We start from the raw sequence: 16845 nt of genomic DNA on the forward strand, positions 1-16845 counted from the left end.
CAACTTATCAAACTTACCCGAACCCGGAACCCTTTGCAAATCAGCATTCCTGCGATCCACAAACTCTCCGGAAGGTCCCCACCCGCAACACGCACACTCAAAAGTGCGCCATATTCTCAGGCTGTTCATCAGGGGGTCGGTCGCAAACTCTCCGCAACAGCGGCGGCGACTCGAATTACTTTACACGCCACCAGACCCCCACACAAATCCACCCCCACCACCACCCCCACACCCCCAAAAACCCCGGAACAACGCGGAAACCAGACCCAGCCCGGGACCTCCCCAAGCCCGAAAGACGGAACCTGGCTTCTGTGGGCTGCATCACCCGCCACGGGCCGGGCACGCCCTCCGCGTCCCGTGGCTATATGCGCCGGGCAGCTACCGGCGCCGGCGCACTATTCCCCAGCTAGCCGCGGCTATGAGCGCTTCGCAGTTCCATGCAGTGGCGCATCATCCCTCGGCTACCGTGGGATCGCCCGCAGGCAGAGCAAGGACAACATCGCCCGGCAGCAGCCACCAGTAGTCCAATTCCGCATGGCGGGTCGCGGCCGGCACCTTCTCCCCCGCGGGATGCGGGCCTGGGGCCGGGCAGAGCATGGACCACCACTTCTTGACGTTCAGCACGGCCGTTCCTTTCGCTCGTTGAGTCCACTGCGGCAAACAACCGGATGGCCTGGACCATCTGTGCGCGCCGGCCTCCTCTGGGTTCCTGGCTCGGTCCGCCACAAGAAGCGGCCTGTCCCCGGGAACCCAGCCCCCACTACTTCCTGGAGGCGCCCGGCTGCAGCCCCCGGGTGAAGCCGGTCAGGAGCGCGTCAGTGAGAGTGCTGCGTGCTCCCCGGCCCGGTGCATCGGTCTCATCCCCTACCGCGTCGAGCGCCAGCAACCAGTCCCCATACCGGGTGATGTCGGCGCCGTTGGCGGCGGCCACCGCATCGCAGGCGAAACCGACGGCGCTGGTGCCGTCACTCAGGCGCACGGATCCGAGCAGCATCGGCTCGGGCAGCGCCGCCAGGAATTGCCCGAGTGCCGCCTCCGAAAGGACCCAGCGCTCGGCCACCAGTTCCGCCCCGTCCTCCGACCGGTACACGCCGGGCTTCGGCGGCTGGGTCACCAGGGAGACCATCCGGTAGCGGGCCGCGGTCCGCACGTGCCCGTCCCAGGCGGCTCCCAAGGTTTCGAGTTGGTGGGCAAGTGGCTGATCCCTGCGGTGCGCCCCCACCACCACCAAGGGAATCGCGGAAGCGCCCGCCCGGACGGGCCACGGCTCCCCCGAGGGCAAGGGCTGCGCAGGGGCGGCGCCTGCCGCAAACGACGCGGGCGGCAGCGGCGGGGCTTCGATGGTGCGGGCGATGTCTGCCACCATGGCGTCCTCGAACGCGCGGCCCACCACGGTGAGCCCGAACTGGGCCCCGTCCACCTCACCGGCCGGCACGGCGACGGCACACAGATCGAACAAGTTGCAGAAGTTCGTGTACGTGCCCAGCTTGGAGTTCACCCCGACGGGCTCGGCGGCGACGTCCTCAAGACGCGGGTGGAACGGCGCCGTGGGGACTACCAGGGCATCGAACCCGTCCAGCCGCGCCATCGCCTGCCGCTTCAGTCCGTCCAGCCGGGCAGTGTCCGCAACGTAGCTGTGCGCAGGCACCTGCCCGGCGCGGCGGACAATTCCTGCAACGGTCGGATCCAGCCCGGCGGGATTTCCGGGGCTGCTCCCCGCGGAATCCACAAAGTGCCCAACCGCGGCGTAGCGCTCAGCCACCAGTCCGCCGTCGTACAGCAGACGCGCGGCCTGCAGGAAGACATCGAACTCGATCGGCTCAGCATCCACCCCGGAAGCCTGGAGCCTGGCGATCTGGCGGCCGAACTCGTCAGCCCAGGCCTGCGGAAGCTCGGGGAGGTTGGAGGGATACGCGACGCGCGGCCGGGCCGGCGCCGCCAGCCGGACATCGGACGGCCACGGCCGCGCGCCGCCGGCCATAACACCCACGGCCAGCTCCGCGGTTGCCAGGTCCCGCGCGAACATGGTCACGGCGTCCCAGGAGCGGCAGGCCGGCACCACCCCGGCGGTGGACACCACGTTAAGCGTGGGCTTGATGCCCACGATGCCCTGGAACCCGGCCGGCACGCGGCCCGATCCGGCAGTATCCGTGCCAATCGCGATGTCCGCCAGCCCCAGGACCACCGCTACCGCGGAGCCGGAGCTGGACCCGCCGGAAATGTAGTCCGGACGGCGCGCATCCCGGACCGCCCCGTGCGGGCTGCGGGTGCCCACCAGCCCGGTGGCGAACTGGTCAAGGTTGGTGGCCCCCACCACCACCGCGCCGGCCGCCCGCAGCCGGGCCACCGCCTCGGCATCCCGCTCCGGGGTGTAGGCAAAGCCGGGGCACGCTGCGGTGGTGTCGATCCCGGCCACGTCCACGTTGTTCTTCACGGCGAGGACCAGCCCGGCCAAGGGCAGGTCCGTGCCCGCGGCCACGGCTTCGTCAACTGCCGCCGCCTCGGTCAGCAGTTCGTCCGCGGCCCGCACGGTGATCCAGATTTCCGGCCGGCCGGAGGCTTCGATGGCGGCCAGCGCCGACCGCACGCGGGCAGTGGCGCTCCGTCCTGTAAACGTCGTGCTCATGCTGCGGCCTCTTCCAGTTCCTTGTTGTCCAGTTGCTCGATGAGTTCCTCTGCGGACGGGTCCGTGACCGAGGTTTCCGCGGGCAGCCCGAGGACCACCAGGGCTTCGCCGCCCACCACTTGGGAGCCGGCCACCGGCAGCACCCGCTGCACCACCCCGTCGCACGGCGCGGCCAGCACGGTTTCCATCTTCATCGCCTCCAGCGACACCAGCGGCTGGCCCTTCACCACGTGGTCCCCCGCGCTGACGTCAACCTTCCACACGCTCGCGGCGAACGGGGCAGAGATCAGGGTGGCGCCGTCGGGCACCACCAGCTCTTCGGTGTCGGGGACGACGGCGGCTGCCGCGTCCGCGCGGTCGAACTCGCCGGCGTCCGCCCACTCCTGGCGTTCAACGGCGAAAGCGGCGGCCTGCTGTTCGCGGAACACCGCGATGGAGTCGCTGTTCCGGGCCAGAAACTCCTCATGCTCGGCCAGGGAGAAGGTACCCTCCTCGATCTCGACGCCGCGGCCCCGGCCGGCAGCCATGTCCGCCCGCAGGTCCAGCAGCTCTTCCGGGCTGACCGGGTACCAGGAGATGCGGTCGAAGAACCGCAGCAGCCAGGGCGAGCCCGGTTCGAACGGCGCGGAATCGGCGTAGCGGGACCACACCTGGGTGGTCCGGCCCACGAACTGGTAGCCGCCGGGACCTTCCATGCCGTAGATGCACATGTAGGCCCCGCCGATGCCGACGGCGTTTTCCGGCGTCCAGGTCCGGGCCGGGTTGTACTTGGTGGTGACCAGGCGGTGGCGCGGGTCCAGGGGTGTGGCAACCGGGGCGCCGAGGTACACGTCGCCCAGGCCCAGGACCAGGTATTCGGCGTTGAAGACGGTGTCGAAGACGTCGTTCACGGACTCCAGGCCGTTGATGCGCCGGATGAACTCGATGTTCCACGGGCACCAGGGGGCGTCGTCCCGGACGCCGGCCATGTAGCGCTGGATGGCTTCGCGGGTGGCCGGGTCATCCCAGGACAGCGGCAGGCGCACGGTGCGGCTCGGCACCACCAGCTCCGAACTGGCCGGCAGGGCGGCTTCGATGTCCTGCACCAGGCCCAGCAGGCGCGGGGCTGGGAGGACCGCGGGATCCACCTTGATCTGCAGGGACCGGATTCCCGGTGTCAGGTCCACGATCCCCGGCATACGGAGCTGTTCGAGGTGCTGGTGCAGGGCGTGCACACGGGCCCGCAGGCTGAGGTCAAGGACCATGTCGCCGTATTCCACCAGCAGGTTGTCATCGCCGGAGCGGCGGTAGGTGACCGCCGGCCGGCCGGGGCCTTCCGGCACCCGGCCCAGCACGCCGTCGTCGCCGTCCCCCCGGCGGATGCCGGCCGCGGACGTGAGGCCGGCCGCGGACGTCATGCCGGTGCCAGCGGAGCCGGACCAGCTGGAGTCCCCTGGCAGCACCAGCTGCCGGCCCGGGCCCAGATCCGCGGCCGACGGCGCCCGGGACGCTTCCACGGGGACGAACCGGACCGTGTCGCCCGGGCGGAGCTGGCCGAGCTTCCAGCGGTCGGCGGTCACGACAGTCACCGGGCAGACGAAGCCGCCCAGGCTGGGGCCGTCCGGGCCGAGCAGGATGGGGGTGTCGCCGGTGAAGTCCAGCGCGCCCACCGAGTAGGCGGTGTCGTGGATGTTGGAGGGGTGCAGCCCTGCCTCGCCGCCGTCGTTGCGGGCCCACCGCGGTTTGGGGCCGATGAGGCGGACGCCGGTGCGGGCGGAGTTGAAGTGCACCTCGTAGCTGGCGGCGTAGAGATCCTCGATGTCCTCGCGCTGGAAGAATTCGGGGGCGCCGTGCGGGCCTTCCACCACCGTCAGTTCCCAGGCGGAGGTCAGCACGGGCCGGCTGTCCAGGGGGACGGGACCGGCCAGATCCGGAGCAGCCAGGCCCGGAGCACCCGGCTGGCTGGCCACGGTTGCAGCCGCCGTCGCCGTCGCAGCGGCGTCCGGACTCACGGCCCGCAACACGTCGCCGGAGCGGAGGACCCGGCCGCCGTGGCCGCCGAACTGGCCCAGGGTGAAGGTGGACGCGCTTCCCAGGTACTGCGGCACATCGAGCCCGCCCTGGAACAGGATGTAGCCGCGCAGGCCGGAGCCGTCGGCGGTGCCGACGTCGAGCGTGCTTCCGGCGGGGACCGTCACCGGTTCCCAAGCGGGCACGTCGGTGCCGTCCACGGTGAGGGTGGTGGGGGCGCCTGCCACACACACGGTCGTGGTGTGGGTGAAGTGCAGGCTGGGGCCGGTCATGGTGAATTCGAGTCCGGGGGCGCCTTCGGGGTTGCCGAGGGCCTGGTTGCCGAGCCGGAAGGACAGGTCATCCATGGGGCCGCTGGGCGGGACACCCACCTGCCACAGGCCGGCTCGTCCGGGCCAGTCCTGGACGGAGGTCTGCAGTCCGGGCCGTTCGACGGTAATCCGGGGTTCCGGGTCGCCAAGGTCGTTCAGGGTGCCGGTGGAGTGGGCGGCGTCGCGGACCACGTCCAGGGCGGTGACGGCCCGGAGCATGCCAAGGTTGGTTTCGATGCCGTCGATACGGGTGGCCTTCAGCGCGGCGCCCAGCCGGTCAAAGGCTTGGTTACGGTCCGTCCCGGTGGTGATGATTTTGGCCAGGAGGGGATCGTAGCTGGTGGAGACCTCGCTGCCGGTTTCCACCCAGGCGTCCACCCGCACGCCGTCGTCGGCGGGGTAGGCGGCGTTGGTCACGGTCCCGGAGCTGGGCTGGAAGTTCCGGGCAGGGTCCTCGGCATAGAGGCGGGCCTCGACGGCGCAGCCGGCGACGGGGATGCTGTCCGGACGCCCGGCGAGCACACCGGCTGCCTCGTCGCCGCCCTGGGCCAGGCGGAGCATCCACTCCACCAGGTCCACCCCGGTGACGGCCTCGGTGACGGGGTGCTCCACCTGCAGCCGGGCGTTGACCTCGAGGAAGGACGCTTCCTTCAGAACCGGGTCGTAGACGAACTCGACGGTCCCGGCCGAGCGGTAGTCCAGGGAGGCGCAAAGCGCCCTCGAGCTGCGGTGCAGTTCGTCCCGGAGTGCCGCGGGCAGATCCGGCGCGGGTGCTTCCTCGAGCACTTTCTGGTGGCGCCGCTGCAGCGAACAGTCCCGGTCTCCCAGGCTCACAACCCGGCCCGCGCCGTCGCCGAAGATCTGCACCTCCACGTGCCGGGCGTGCTCCACGTAGCGCTCGGCGAACACTCCGGCCGTGCTGAAGCTCGCGCCGGCAAGCCGGGCCACCCGCGGGTAGCTCTCGATGAGTTCGTCCTCGGTGCGGCAGACGGTCATCCCGATGCCGCCGCCGCCGCCGGTGGCCTTGAGCATCAGCGGGAAGCCGATGTCCCGGGCGGCCAGCACCGCGGCGTCCACGTCCGGGAGCAGACCGGAGCCGGCGATCATGGGCACGCCGGCGGCCCGGGCGGCGTTGCGTGCGGTGTGCTTGGTGCCGAAGATCCGGAGCTGTTCCGGCGTCGGGCCCACAAAGACCAGCCCGGCGGCTTCCACGGCTTCGGCGAAGCCGGCGTCCTCGGAGAGGAACCCGTAACCGGGGTGGATGGCGCCGGCGCCGGTGGCCGCGGCCGCTGCGAGCAGGGCCTCGACCTTGAGGTAGGAGTCCTTGGCCGGGGCGGGGCCCAGGAGTACGGCCTCGTCCGCGAGCCGGACGTGGCGGGCGCCGCGGTCCGCCTCGGAGAACACCGCCACGGTGCGCAGCCCGATCTTCCGGGCGGAGTCGATGATGCGGCAGGCGATTTCGCCGCGGTTGGCGATCAGCAGGGTGTCGAAGCGGTTCACAGGGCAGCCTCCGGGCGGGTGACGATCATGCGGACGGGCGTGGGGTTAAAGCCGTTGCACGGGTTGTTGATCTGCGGGCAGTTGGAGACCAGCACCAGGGTGTCCACCTCGGCCCGGAGGGCCACCCGCTTGCCGGGGGCGGAGAGTCCGTCCACGATGCCGAGGGCACCGTCCGGGTCCACCGGGACGTTCATGAACCAGTTGATGTTGGAGACCAGGTCGCGTTTGCCCAGCCCCCAGCGGGAACCCTCGATGAGGAAGTTCTCCACGCAGGCGTGCTGTTCGCGGGTGTGCTGGCCGTAGCGCAGCGTGTTGGATTCCTGCGAGCAGGCCCCGCCGATGGTGTCGTGCACGCCCACCTCGTCCGCCGCCACGGTCATCAGCGGCACGCCGTCATCGGAGCGGAGCACGGAGCCGGTGGTCAGCACAATGGAGCGCTGCGCGGCGAGGGTGACGGCGGCGGAGTAGCGCACGTCCGTGTCGTCGGCGGCGTAGAGCAGGCAGTCCACCGCCTGGTTGCCGTCCAGGTCCACGATGGTCAGGACATCACCGGCGGCCACCACGGCGGACCAGGGTCCGCGCGCTTGAACATATTCATCCAGGATGACGGCGCCGGCCGCGAGCGCTGTTTCCCCGGCGGTGGCGGTCCGGGCTGTCAGTGTTTCCGTGGCGGTGTTCATCGGGCGTTCCTTGCGGTGAGGTCGTGGTCGGTGTTGTTCAGTGCCTGCCGGTGTTCGGGGGTAAGCGGCCCGGTCAGGAGCCCCTCCTCGAGCAGGCGGAGGTCGTCCGGGGCGTGCCAGGCGACGACGTCGGCGGCGGTCCCGGTGAAGTCCGGCCGCGGATCCAGCGGGTGGGCGGTATTGGCCAGGAGCACCACGGCGTCCATCTGCAGGAGGATCTCGACGGCGGCACCGGCGCCGGCGGCACCGGTGAACTGGATGCTGCCGTCCGGGTCCACCCGGATGCCCTTGAACAGGGAGATCGACGGCGCCACGTCCCGGGCGTCCAGCCCCTGCTTCAGTGCGGCCAGGGTCAGCAGTTCCCGCCCGGCGGGCGAGCTGCTGTGGACGGTCCCGGCGCCGTAGCGGGCCGTGTTCCCGGCCCGTGTGGTGGTGCCGGTCAGGGCGTCGTGGCGGGCGGAGGTGTCGGCCACGATCGTGCCCATCAGCCGGCCGGCGTCGGAGAGCAGCGGGTGTCCCGCGGTGGGGTACGCCTGCCAGGGGACCTTGACGGTGTCCGCCACATTGAGCCGTTCGTGCAGTGCCCCGCTCCGGTAGAGCAGCACGTGGACGCAGGCGTCGCCGTCGGTGTCCGTGAGCCGGATCCGGGTGCCGCGGGCCAGCGGCAGGGCGGTGTAGCGGCCGAAGGCCACGGATTCGGCCCAGCTCAGGCGTTCCCTGGCGGCCTGTGGCAGTCCGGCGGTGAGCCGTTCCGGGGCGGCGGCGGCCGGGACGTGCCGCATGGTGTCCGCGGTGCGGCCGTGCTGCTCCCGGGCGTGCGCGCGGGCTCCGGCGGTGGTGGCGGTGGCTGGTGTTTCGGTGGTCTGTGTCATGTCAATCCTGAAAGTGGGACGTGCGCGGGCAGGTGGTCAGGAGTCGGCGGGTCAGGCGGGGCTCAGGCGCCGGTGCGGGCGGCCGAGCGGGCGCTGGAGCGCCGGACCCAGAGGCCGAGGAGGAGCACGATGCCCACCATCAGCGGGGCGGAGTAGAGCAGGATGCCGTTCTCGCCGGAGGGGTCGTAGACCTCGGGCCGGGGCCAGGCGAGGTTGACCACCATCACGGCGCCGTAGAGCACCGCGAGGATGTTGATGGGCAGGCCCCAGCGTCCCAGCGAGAACAGTCCGGCCGGCATGGTCTGGCCCACCCGGTCCCAGTCGCCGCGGAGGCGGTTGATCAGCTGCGGCACGGTGACCAGGAGGTAGGCGATGTACACCATGACAATGCAGACGCTGCAGAGCGTGGTGAAGAGCGCCGCGTTGCCGACGTTGATGGCCAGGACGCCCACGGCCAGGGCGCCGATGGCGACGGAGGGCCACATCGGGGTGCCGCGGGTGGGGTGGACGGAGGAGAGCAAGGCCGAGGCGGGGAGTTTGCCGTCACGGGCCATGGAGAAGACCAGCCGGGATCCGGCCGTCTGGATGGCCAGGGTGCAGACGAAGATGGCGACGGCCACGTCCACCAGGAGCACTTTGCCCCAGAAGGTGCCCAGGACCGCGGTCAGCACGTAGGGCAGACCCTCGGTGGCGAGCCGGCCGTCGTCGAGGCTGGGTGCGGCCATTAGCGCGGTCACGATCATCAGCGCCCCGCCGATGCCGGAGATGATCAGCGCCGAGAGGATGGTGCGCGGTGCCGTCCGCCGCGGGGACATCGTCTCCTCGGAGAGTTCACCGGCCGAATTGAAGCCCACCATGACGTAGGCGGCCATCAGGCCCGACACCATGAACGCGCCGACCGCTCCAAGGTCGGATCCGGCCAGCACGGTGGTGTCCATGACGACGTCGGGCCCGCGCTGGGCGGCGGTGATGAGCGCCAGGATCACAGCGGCGACGCCAACGATCTCGCAGGTAACGCCCACCGAGTTCACGTGGGCCATCAGCTTCACGCCCAGGGAGTTGATCACGGTGGTGACCACCAGCAGGATGGCTCCGAGAGCGACGGCGTTCGCCGCGCCGGTGGTGGTGTTCAGCGCAGGGTCGCCGCCCACCAGCTGGAATCCGTCCCAGAGCTGGGGCAGCACCACTTGCATGGCGATGGCGGCCGCGGCGGCCGTGACCACCTGCGCCAGGGCCATGAACCAGCCAGCGAACCAGCCGACCGTCTCACCGCCCACCCGCCGGGCCCACTGGTAGACCGCCCCGGAGAGCGGGTAGCGGGCTGCCAGCTCGGCGAAGTTCAGGGCCACCAGCAGTTGGCCGATCAGCACCACCGGCCACGTCCAGAAGAACGCCGGGCCGGCGAAGGAGTAGCCGAACGCGAAGAGCTGGAAAATGGTGGTCAGGATGGACACAAAGGAGAAGCCCGCCGCGAAGGAGGCGTAACGGCCCAGCTTGCGGTGCAGGGACGGCTCGTAGCCAAGCGACGTGAGGTCTGCGTCATCCGTCTGCGCGGATGAGGGAAGAACTGTGGATGTCATCGGAATCTCCGGGGCTGGAACGGCGGTGGAATTGATGCGTTCCGGCAAATGCAGCACTGGGCCCAACGCTGCGGAATACCGGTCAATTGATAGTTTTCCAGCCGGAGATCCCGAACTCGTTTCCCCCATGTAAAAGGTGGGTAGACGGAATATTTCCGTCGTGTTTCCGCGGCCTCACCACGCCGCAGGGGGTGCAAACAGTCCCCGCCGGAGTGCAAGAATGATGCCGTGACCACAACCGGCCCGGGGCGCCCCCGCAAACAGCAGCCCTCCCGACCGGGGGCCACGGCACGGGATGAGATCCTCGACGCCGCCGCGGAACTTTTCACCACGCAGGGATACGCCCCCACCTCCACGCGATCCATCGCCGAGGCCGTGGGGATCCGGCAGTCCTCGCTCTACCACCACTTCAGCACCAAGGACGACATCCTGGAGGTCCTGCTGGCGGGCACAGTGGCCGGCGGCCTCGCATTTGCCCGCCGGGTCTGCGCCGAGGTTGCGGGCGGCCCGGACGGCGGGGGCGGGGAGGGCAGTTCCGGAGACAGCCCGACGGCGGCGGCGCGGCTGCACGCCGTCGCGCTCTATGACGGGACCCAGCTGTGCAACGCCCGCTGGAACCTTGGGGTTCTGTACAACCTTCCGGAGGCGCGCAGCGCGCGCTTCCAGAGTTTTATGGCCGACCGGAACGAACTCCGGGGGCTCTACCGGCGCTTGGGCGCGGAACTTCCCGCGAACGGGTGGGCCGGGACCAGCCAGAACGGGGACCTGGCGTTCCGGCTGGTGGAGTCCCTGGTCAATCTGCGCGCGGACGGGCTGTCCACGCCGGATTCCCCCCTGCAGGCGGCAGACGCCGGGATTGTCCTGTGCGGCCTGGCGGGGAGCCTCGCGGCGGTCCGGGCCGGGAGTGCGGCGCTGGTGGCCAGCATCGGTTAAGCGCCCACGTCCGTCCCTGGCCTCACCCTACTCACTGCCCGGAGCGAGTAGGACGCTGGCCGACTGTCACACGCCGTCGAGCAGCCCCTGAACCCGGAGGAGGAACTTCCGTCCGCCGTCGGTCAGGTTCGCCGTTTCACCGAACGTGCGTTCCGGAACTTTCAGCTGCAGGCAGTCCAACATCCAGCGCACGTCCGAATAGAGTCCCCCGGCAACGTCCAGGGGCACCGGCTTGCCGCCCTCCACCCGGAACCCCGCCGCATTCAGGGTGTCCGCAATGATCTGTCTCCGCTGTTCCCAGGATGGCGTAGACCCCTCAAACAGCCAGTGGACCATCATCCGGGTCACGACGGCCGTCGCCTGATCCGCGGGGAAGGCCACCGCTTCGGCGAGGTAGTCCCATAGCGGGCGGCCGCCGTCGCGCATCTTGCGTCCGGCCGGTGACAGGACCAGGCGGCCTTTGCTCTTCCGCAGCAGCTTCCAGGCCTGCACCTGCTGCCGCAGCATCAGAACGGGCAGGGTCTGGCTTTCGCGGCTCGCGGCTCCCGGCCAGCGGTAGGCCCAGCCGAGTTCGCGGACGGCCTGGTTGACCACGGCAGGTTTGAGGTAGCCGTCCTGGGTTAATTGCAGTCCGTCTGGGCCCGCCTGGTTCAGCAGCCACTGCACGGGCCGGATGACGGCGTCGATCTCCTCGTCCGTGGGCGGTTCCGGCCAGAGGCGTTTCGCCAGTTCGTCCAAACGCCGGTTGAGGGCGGCGGCGTCGAACGTATACGGCTCAAAAGTGCTGGCGTCCTGTCCCGTCGCAAACTGGTACCAGTCGGAGAGCTCCTGGTGTTCCTCATGCGCGGGATCGGCCAGGGCTTCAATGAGGCGCGCATAACCGTAGGTCCCGCCGGCGTCCTCCACCGGGCCCCGGTTGGCGCCGCCGATGCAGCGCACGGCACCCACCTGAAGCTCGGCCGGCCCCATGACTTCTACGAGGTGGATCCACGCATCGCCATAGTCGTACTCGTATTCGAGCGTGCTCGCCCCGGCCTGCTGCGCGTCCAGTAGTTCAAAGAGCACGACGCCGGAAGCGGGCTCGTCGCCTATTTCCTCCGCTGCGTCGTCGGGGCCGATGATGACGCGGGGCTGGCCAAGCCGGTCCACGCACCGGATGCCAAAAAGGTGCCGGTTCTCCCAGCCGAAGGCCGTCTGGAGCACCCGGTGCAGTTCCGGGACGGTGATGGTTTCCGGCACCAGGAGCCGTCGCCAGATCTCGGGTTCGGTGTCCTGGATGCTGACGCGGAGGTCGTAGGCGGGGACGGTGGTTGGGGACTCCATGCTTGCTATCCTGCCAGAGCCCCGCCGCATGATCGTGGACTGGCGCGTCTACCGCATCCATGCCCCGGGGAGGTACCAGGCGTGGGGCGCCGAGTACGGTTCGCTGGGCAGGTTCCCCGCGCGCCAGGGTTCGGTGGACCGGACCTTTGGAGTCCTCCCGTGGCCGTCCTTGAGGACGGCGCGGAGGGTTCCGGGGACGGCGACGAGCATGGTTCCGGCAAAAACGGCAATCAGGACTTCCATTGTGGGTTCACCTCAGGTGGTGGGCGGATTGGTGAGCCCAGTGTCGCGAGCCGCCGTGTGAGCAATCGTGTGAAGCGGAGGGTGTGACTCCGGCAAAGGATCGGCTGTCCCGGAACTGTTCAGCTGACGCGCCCACGCTGCTACCTTGGCTGGATGGAACGATCTCTGGTTAGGCCCACGAACGGCAAGATCATCGCAGGTGTGTGCGCAGGACTCGCTGACCGCTTGGGATTTCCAGGGCCCTGGTCCGCGTCGGCTTTGTGCTCTTCGGCCTGTTCGGCGTCGGCGAACTCGCCTACATCGTGCTGTGGATCATCATCCCGAAGGCCCGGTAGCGGGCAACTGCGGGTCCCGCGTGCTACCCGCCCACGTGGTGGATGGTGAACGCGCTGAGAAATCCGACGGCGGCCACCAGCCCAGTGAGGTTGTGGTGTTCCTCGAACGCCTCGGGAATCATGGTGTCGGCCAGCATGGCCAGGATCCCGCCGGCGGCCACGGCGGTGATGAACGCCACCGCTTCCTCGGGGGCGTTCTCCAAAGCGGTGAAACCCAGGAGTGACGCCGCGCCGGAGAGCAGGGCGATGCCGCCCCAGACGCTGAAGACATATCCTGCGCTGCGGCCGGCCTTCTTCATGCCGGCAGTGCTGGAAAGCCCCTCGGGGACGTTGGAGATGAACACGGCTGCGAGCATGGCCGGGCTGACGGACCCGGCTGTGAGGAGCCCCACTCCAAGGACCACCGATTCCGGGATGCCGTCCAGGAGGGCGCCGACGGCGATGGCCGTTCCGCTGCCCGGGCTGTCCTTCTCGGAGGGCTGCTTGCCCCCGGACCGCTTCCGGTGTTTCGCTCCCGAACGGGCCAGCAGGGCGTTGGCGCTGACGTAAACCACGGCACCGGCCAGGAAACCTGCAACCGTGGGCAACAGCCCGCCGCCCTTCACTGCTTCGTCCACCAGTTCGAAGGCGAGGGCGGAGATGAGCACGCCGGCGCCGAACGCCATGATCGAAGACACCAGCTTCGCCGGAATGGTCCACGTCCAGGACAGCCAGGAGCCCAGGACCAGCGCCCCGCCCGCCACCGTTCCCCAGAACATGGCCTGCGCCCACATCGGCATAGGTTTTACCTTCCGCGGCCGCGAAGCCTGCTAGCTGAAAGCTGAGGTGCCCGGCGCTGAGTTGCCGTGCACCCCAGAATTCTTGCAGACGCGGGTGGTGAAATGCCGCACCCGTCCGCCGCACCGGCGGTTGGACTGGTCAAACGGTCCTCGGCTACCTAATCCATGCCCCCGGCCGGTACCAGGTCAGGGCCGAGATGTAGGGTTCGCTGGGCAGGTTACCGGCTTACCAGGACTCCGTGGACCGCACCACGGGGGTGTGTCCGTGGCCGTCCTTGAGCATCGCGCGGACCGTGGCGGTGCCGGCGGCAATCCCGAGTCCGAACAGCAGGACTACAAGCAGTTCCATTTTTTGTTCCTCGGGTGGAGTGCGGATTTGATGAGTCCAGTTTCTGCAGCCGCCGTGTGAGCAACCGTGTGAATCCGCCGGGGCTGAATACCCGCGGCGGAATTCCCCGGGACTCCGGAGAGCCCGCGGCGTAAAATTACTCCTGTGGCCGAGACATGGATTCGGCTCCTCGGTCCGCCAACGATCGAGTCCTCCTGCACCACTCCCCCACAGCCCAAGGGCCGCAAAGCCTGGGCCGTGCTGGCTTACCTTGCCCTGCAGCCGGAGGGCATCAGCCGGTCCCGGACCACCATGCTCCTGTTCCCGGATGCCGCGGATCCACTGGGTGCCCTGCGCTGGAACCTCTCCGAGCTGCGCCGGACCCTGTCCGGCGTCGCCATCAGCGGCGACCCGCGGCGGTTCAACGGCCAGTTGCTGGAGGGCCTCACCTTTGCGGACACCCCTGTCTTTGACTCTTGGCTGGCGGACCAGCGGTACCGGCTCGAGAACTGCGTCCAGTCGCTCTTGTACGAAAGGGCGCTGGCCGCCCTGGCCTCGGGCACCCCGGCGGACGCCGTCGAACTCGCCACGCTGGCCCTGCGCCGGGATCCCTTCCACGCGGACTGCACCGCCGTCCTGGTGAAGGCGCTGGTGGCCCTCGGTGAGCACCGGCGGGCGCGGGATGAGGTCACCAAATGCGCGGACCTCTACCGCCGGGAGCTGGGCCTGCCGCTGCCGGCGGAGGTACGTCGTGCGCTGTCCGACTCTGTGCCGGTCGCCGACCCCGAGGTCCACGCCACCGTGGCCACCGTCCGGTCGTATCTCGACGCCGGCAGCGCCTCCCTGTCTGCGGGCGCCGTGGACCGGGGCCTCGACCAGTTGCGGCTCGCCGTCGTCCTGGCCCAGCGCACCGTTGACCGGCACCTGGTGGCCGAATCGCTGGTGACACTCGCCGGGGCGCTGATCCACCAGGCCGGCGGCCGCGGCGCCGAGGTGGCCGATTTCCTGCACCGTGCGTTGTCGGCGGAAGCGCCCGACGGCGTCTCCCGGACTGCCGCCGCCGCGTTCCGCGAGCTGGGCTACCTGTCGGTCCAGCGCGGTTTCCCGGACCGCGCGGCCGGCTGGCTGGAGAGGGCAATGCAGGCGGCGCGGGGAATCCCCGACGAGCAGGCCCGGATTCTGGCGATCCAGGGCATGCTGGCCTCGGACACCGCGCACTACGGCGATGCGGTGACGGCGTTCACCGAATCCGGACGGCTCGCCAAGGCGGCCCGGAACCGCCGGCAGCAGGCCTTCAGCGAGGCATTGCTGGGACGTGTGCATCTGCTCCGCGGGGATCTGGAGCTGGCGGCCGCCTGCCTGGACCGGGCGCTGGACTGGATTGCGGAGGAACACTGGACAGCGTTCGAGCCGTTTGTCGCCGGGGTCCGCGGCGAGACCTACCTGGCTGCCGGCTGGCTGGAGGAAGCCGCGGCCCTGATTGACCGGTCCTGGGTGATGGCCGATCTCGCCGGTGACCACTGCTACATGGCCCTGGCGGCAGGTGCCCAAGCGCGGCTGTTCCTGGCGCACGGCGACCTCGCTGCCGCCGCCCAGTCCGTGCCCTGGCTGGCGAAGGAGATCTTCAACCCTGCGCTGGCCGCGTTCCTGGCCCGGCGCCACGGTGTCTGAGTCTGGAGGGCGAGCGGGTCCGGAGGTGTTTCCGGAAGCCCTGTCCCGCCGTCGTCCGCGGGACTACCATGCTCCTCTACCGATGGGATTACCACCGTGCTTACTACTGCGTGGAAGGAAATCTGTCATGGAATGCATCACCTGCTTCGCGCCGATCCTGCCCGGGAAACTGGAGGAGTGGAAGGCGCTCGACGCGGAGATGAGCGGCACGCGTCGGGAGGAACATGCACGCTCGAGGAAGCGCATGGGCGTCACCCGGGAGGTCGCCAGCCTCGTGCAGACCCCGCAGGGGGATTTCGTCTGCCTGTTCCATGAGGCCGAGGACCTGGCCAAGGCCTTCCGGACGCTCGCGACGTCGGACGATCCCTACGATGTCTGGTTCCGGGAGCATCTGGTCAGCGTGCACGGGCTGACGGCCGAGATGCTGCAGGGGCCCATCCCGGCAACGCTGTTCTTCGACTACCACGACGCCGGCTGAGGCTGGCCCGCCCCAACTGACTGGCAGCAGGGGCCGTTTTGAGGGCTCAAAACGGCCACAGCTGCGATCTACATGGGACGCAGCACACCCGGGTTAAACAAAAGCAGGGCCCGTCGAAGACGGACCCTGCTCGAAACCTGTAAGGTTCCGGACTCAGAAGAGTTAGCTGGAAGCTAAGTCTTAGAGAGCCTGGATGTTTACGGCCTGGGGACCCTTGGGGCCCTGCTCGGTTTCGAAGGAGACCTTCTGGTTCTCTTCGAGGGAGCGGAAGCCGGAAGAGGCGATCGCGGAGTAGTGTGCGAAGACGTCCTGTGAGGAGTCATCGGGGGAAATGAAGCCGAAGCCCTTTTCAGCGTTAAACCATTTGACGGTACCAGTAGCCATTATTTTTTGTCCTTCGTGAAGGTGGAGGAAAAGTCCCGACTTTCGGGTCCTCCTGTGTGGGGTGCTCAAAACCGCTGCTTCAGAAGAACAAGGTCTTGCAACCTTGCGTACTGCCTGAACTACGAACTGCATAAACACAACAACAGGATCAACTCTACAGGAGATTTCCGGGACGGATTACCACACGTGTTTTGGGGTTGACCCGGCCGCCCCATTGGGCCCCTCCACCGGGACGTCAGCGGATCTAGAATGGCGGCATGACACCGCAGGAGTTGGCCAACCTGGCGCACCTGCGCCGGGCACGGGACCTGATCGACCGTGACTACGCCCGTCCACTGGATGTGCCCACCATGGCCGCCGGTGCCCTCATGTCCCCGGCGCATTTCTCCCGCCAGTTCAAAGCGGCCTACGGAGAGACGCCCTACACCTACCTCATGACCCGGCGGATCGAACGCGCCATGGCACTGCTGCGGTCCGGTGCCAGCGTGACGGATGCCTGCATGGAGGTCGGCTGTACCTCGCTGGGATCGTTCAGCTCACGGTTCGCCGAGATCGTCGGCATGCCGCCGAGTGAATACCGGACTCGGCAGCATCACGCGGTGAGGGCCATGCCGTCATGCATCGCCCGGCTGCGGACACGGACCGAGCGCAAAGCGAGCAGGATTGAAGAAGCTTCCCCTTAGCCTTGATCCACCGATGATGGTCGGGGCGCCGACGGCGGTTTAAACCGAGAATGCCCGTCTTTTCAAGGAAAATGGAGCTTGTCTAGAACCCATTGACCACCGAAAAGAG

15 protein-coding genes and 1 pseudogene are annotated in these 16845 nt (G+C 69.0%); 5 read left to right on the plus strand and 11 right to left on the minus strand.

Annotation, left to right across the window (positions count from 1 at the left end):
- Window positions 1–450: 450 nt before the first annotated feature.
- The 6 genes from ACZY0Y_RS17835 to ACZY0Y_RS17860 all read right to left on the minus strand — a co-directional run bounded on the left by ACZY0Y_RS17835 (window position 451) and on the right by ACZY0Y_RS17860 (window position 9579).
- Window positions 451–624 carry a hypothetical protein gene (locus ACZY0Y_RS17835; protein ID WP_463959532.1) on the minus strand — a complete coding sequence of 58 codons (174 nt, stop codon included), beginning with the start codon at window positions 622–624 and terminating at the stop codon, window positions 451–453.
- Between the two features lie 136 nt (window positions 625–760).
- Window positions 761–2626 (minus strand): allophanate hydrolase, encoded by a 1866-nt coding sequence (gene atzF, locus ACZY0Y_RS17840; protein ID WP_463959534.1) that lies wholly within the window; start codon window positions 2624–2626, stop codon window positions 761–763.
- Window positions 2623–6447: an urea carboxylase gene (gene uca / locus ACZY0Y_RS17845; protein ID WP_463959536.1), complete on the minus strand. Its 3825-nt coding sequence runs from the start codon at window positions 6445–6447 to the stop codon at window positions 2623–2625. The genes atzF and uca overlap by 4 nt, the downstream gene beginning before the upstream one ends.
- Entirely contained in the window at window positions 6444–7127 is a 684-nt protein-coding gene (locus tag ACZY0Y_RS17850; protein ID WP_463959538.1) for an urea amidolyase associated protein UAAP2, read from the minus strand. The genes uca and ACZY0Y_RS17850 overlap by 4 nt, the downstream gene beginning before the upstream one ends.
- Window positions 7124–7999, minus strand: coding sequence for an urea amidolyase associated protein UAAP1 (locus ACZY0Y_RS17855; RefSeq protein ID WP_463959540.1), 876 nt, complete (start codon window positions 7997–7999; stop codon window positions 7124–7126). Before ACZY0Y_RS17855 ends, ACZY0Y_RS17850 begins: the two co-directional genes overlap by 4 nt.
- A 62-nt stretch (window positions 8000–8061) precedes the next feature.
- Window positions 8062–9579: an amino acid permease gene (locus ACZY0Y_RS17860; protein ID WP_463959542.1), complete on the minus strand. Its 1518-nt coding sequence runs from the start codon at window positions 9577–9579 to the stop codon at window positions 8062–8064.
- Window positions 9580–9807: 228 nt separating this feature from the next.
- Between ACZY0Y_RS17860 and ACZY0Y_RS17865 the strand changes: the two genes are divergently transcribed.
- On the plus strand, window positions 9808–10512 hold the full coding sequence (locus ACZY0Y_RS17865; protein WP_463959544.1) for a TetR/AcrR family transcriptional regulator: 705 nt from the start codon (window positions 9808–9810) through the stop codon (window positions 10510–10512).
- Window positions 10513–10578: 66 nt separating this feature from the next.
- Here ACZY0Y_RS17865 and ACZY0Y_RS17870 read toward each other — a convergent pair whose 3' ends face one another.
- Together ACZY0Y_RS17870 and ACZY0Y_RS17875 are read right to left on the minus strand one after the other, a co-directional pair.
- Window positions 10579–11835 (minus strand): plasmid pRiA4b ORF-3 family protein, encoded by a 1257-nt coding sequence (locus ACZY0Y_RS17870; protein ID WP_463959545.1) that lies wholly within the window; start codon window positions 11833–11835, stop codon window positions 10579–10581.
- A 48-nt stretch (window positions 11836–11883) separates the two neighbouring features.
- Window positions 11884–12078 (minus strand): hypothetical protein, encoded by a 195-nt coding sequence (locus tag ACZY0Y_RS17875; RefSeq protein WP_463959546.1) that lies wholly within the window; start codon window positions 12076–12078, stop codon window positions 11884–11886.
- Window positions 12079–12231: 153 nt separating this feature from the next.
- Between ACZY0Y_RS17875 and ACZY0Y_RS17880 the strand changes: the two are divergent.
- Window positions 12232–12413, plus strand: a pseudogene (locus ACZY0Y_RS17880) (PspC domain-containing protein).
- Between the two features lie 23 nt (window positions 12414–12436).
- On the opposite strand, the gene ACZY0Y_RS17885 reads toward ACZY0Y_RS17880, so the two are convergent.
- Window positions 12437–13192 (minus strand): ZIP family metal transporter, encoded by a 756-nt coding sequence (locus tag ACZY0Y_RS17885; RefSeq protein WP_463959548.1) that lies wholly within the window; start codon window positions 13190–13192, stop codon window positions 12437–12439.
- Window positions 13193–13418: 226 nt separating this feature from the next.
- Complete coding sequence (locus ACZY0Y_RS17890) at window positions 13419–13541, minus strand: hypothetical protein (protein ID WP_463886398.1); 123 nt, start codon at window positions 13539–13541, stop codon at window positions 13419–13421.
- A gap of 144 nt (window positions 13542–13685) precedes the next feature.
- On the opposite strand from ACZY0Y_RS17890, the gene ACZY0Y_RS17895 reads away from it, so the two are divergent.
- A complete protein-coding gene (locus ACZY0Y_RS17895) occupies window positions 13686–15191 on the plus strand; it encodes an AfsR/SARP family transcriptional regulator (RefSeq protein WP_463959550.1) in 1506 nt (501 codons plus the stop codon).
- 127 nt (window positions 15192–15318) lie between these two features.
- Window positions 15319–15669, plus strand: coding sequence for a DUF6176 family protein (locus tag ACZY0Y_RS17900; protein WP_463959551.1), 351 nt, complete (start codon window positions 15319–15321; stop codon window positions 15667–15669).
- A gap of 180 nt (window positions 15670–15849) precedes the next feature.
- Here ACZY0Y_RS17900 and ACZY0Y_RS17905 read toward each other — a convergent pair whose 3' ends face one another.
- Window positions 15850–16053, minus strand: coding sequence for a cold-shock protein (locus ACZY0Y_RS17905; protein ID WP_024365339.1), 204 nt, complete (start codon window positions 16051–16053; stop codon window positions 15850–15852).
- Window positions 16054–16310: 257 nt separating this feature from the next.
- Between ACZY0Y_RS17905 and ACZY0Y_RS17910 the strand changes: the two genes are divergently transcribed.
- On the plus strand, window positions 16311–16736 hold the full coding sequence (locus ACZY0Y_RS17910; protein ID WP_463959553.1) for a helix-turn-helix transcriptional regulator: 426 nt from the start codon (window positions 16311–16313) through the stop codon (window positions 16734–16736).
- The last annotated feature ends 109 nt before the right edge of the window (window positions 16737–16845 follow it).

The organism is Pseudarthrobacter kochi (genome assembly GCF_055412805.1).

What these genes read in the sequence shown, in the direction of transcription:
- ACZY0Y_RS17855 (WP_463959540.1), bottom strand. Translation starts at nt 7,999, where the DNA reads ATGACACAGACCACCGAAACACCAGCCACCGCCACCACCGCCGGAGCC.
- ACZY0Y_RS17850 (WP_463959538.1), bottom strand. Translation starts at nt 7,127, where the DNA reads ATGAACACCGCCACGGAAACACTGACAGCCCGGACCGCCACCGCCGGG.
- ACZY0Y_RS17905 (WP_024365339.1), bottom strand. Translation starts at nt 16,053, where the DNA reads ATGGCTACTGGTACCGTCAAATGGTTTAACGCTGAAAAGGGCTTCGGC.
- ACZY0Y_RS17860 (WP_463959542.1), bottom strand. Translation starts at nt 9,579, where the DNA reads ATGACATCCACAGTTCTTCCCTCATCCGCGCAGACGGATGACGCAGAC.
- ACZY0Y_RS17885 (WP_463959548.1), bottom strand. Translation starts at nt 13,192, where the DNA reads ATGCCGATGTGGGCGCAGGCCATGTTCTGGGGAACGGTGGCGGGCGGG.
- ACZY0Y_RS17890 (WP_463886398.1), bottom strand. Translation starts at nt 13,541, where the DNA reads ATGGAACTGCTTGTAGTCCTGCTGTTCGGACTCGGGATTGCCGCCGGC.
- atzF (WP_463959534.1), bottom strand. Translation starts at nt 2,626, where the DNA reads ATGAGCACGACGTTTACAGGACGGAGCGCCACTGCCCGCGTGCGGTCG.
- ACZY0Y_RS17910 (WP_463959553.1), top strand. Translation starts at nt 16,311, where the DNA reads ATGACACCGCAGGAGTTGGCCAACCTGGCGCACCTGCGCCGGGCACGG.
- ACZY0Y_RS17900 (WP_463959551.1), top strand. Translation starts at nt 15,319, where the DNA reads ATGGAATGCATCACCTGCTTCGCGCCGATCCTGCCCGGGAAACTGGAG.
- ACZY0Y_RS17870 (WP_463959545.1), bottom strand. Translation starts at nt 11,835, where the DNA reads ATGGAGTCCCCAACCACCGTCCCCGCCTACGACCTCCGCGTCAGCATC.
- ACZY0Y_RS17875 (WP_463959546.1), bottom strand. Translation starts at nt 12,078, where the DNA reads ATGGAAGTCCTGATTGCCGTTTTTGCCGGAACCATGCTCGTCGCCGTC.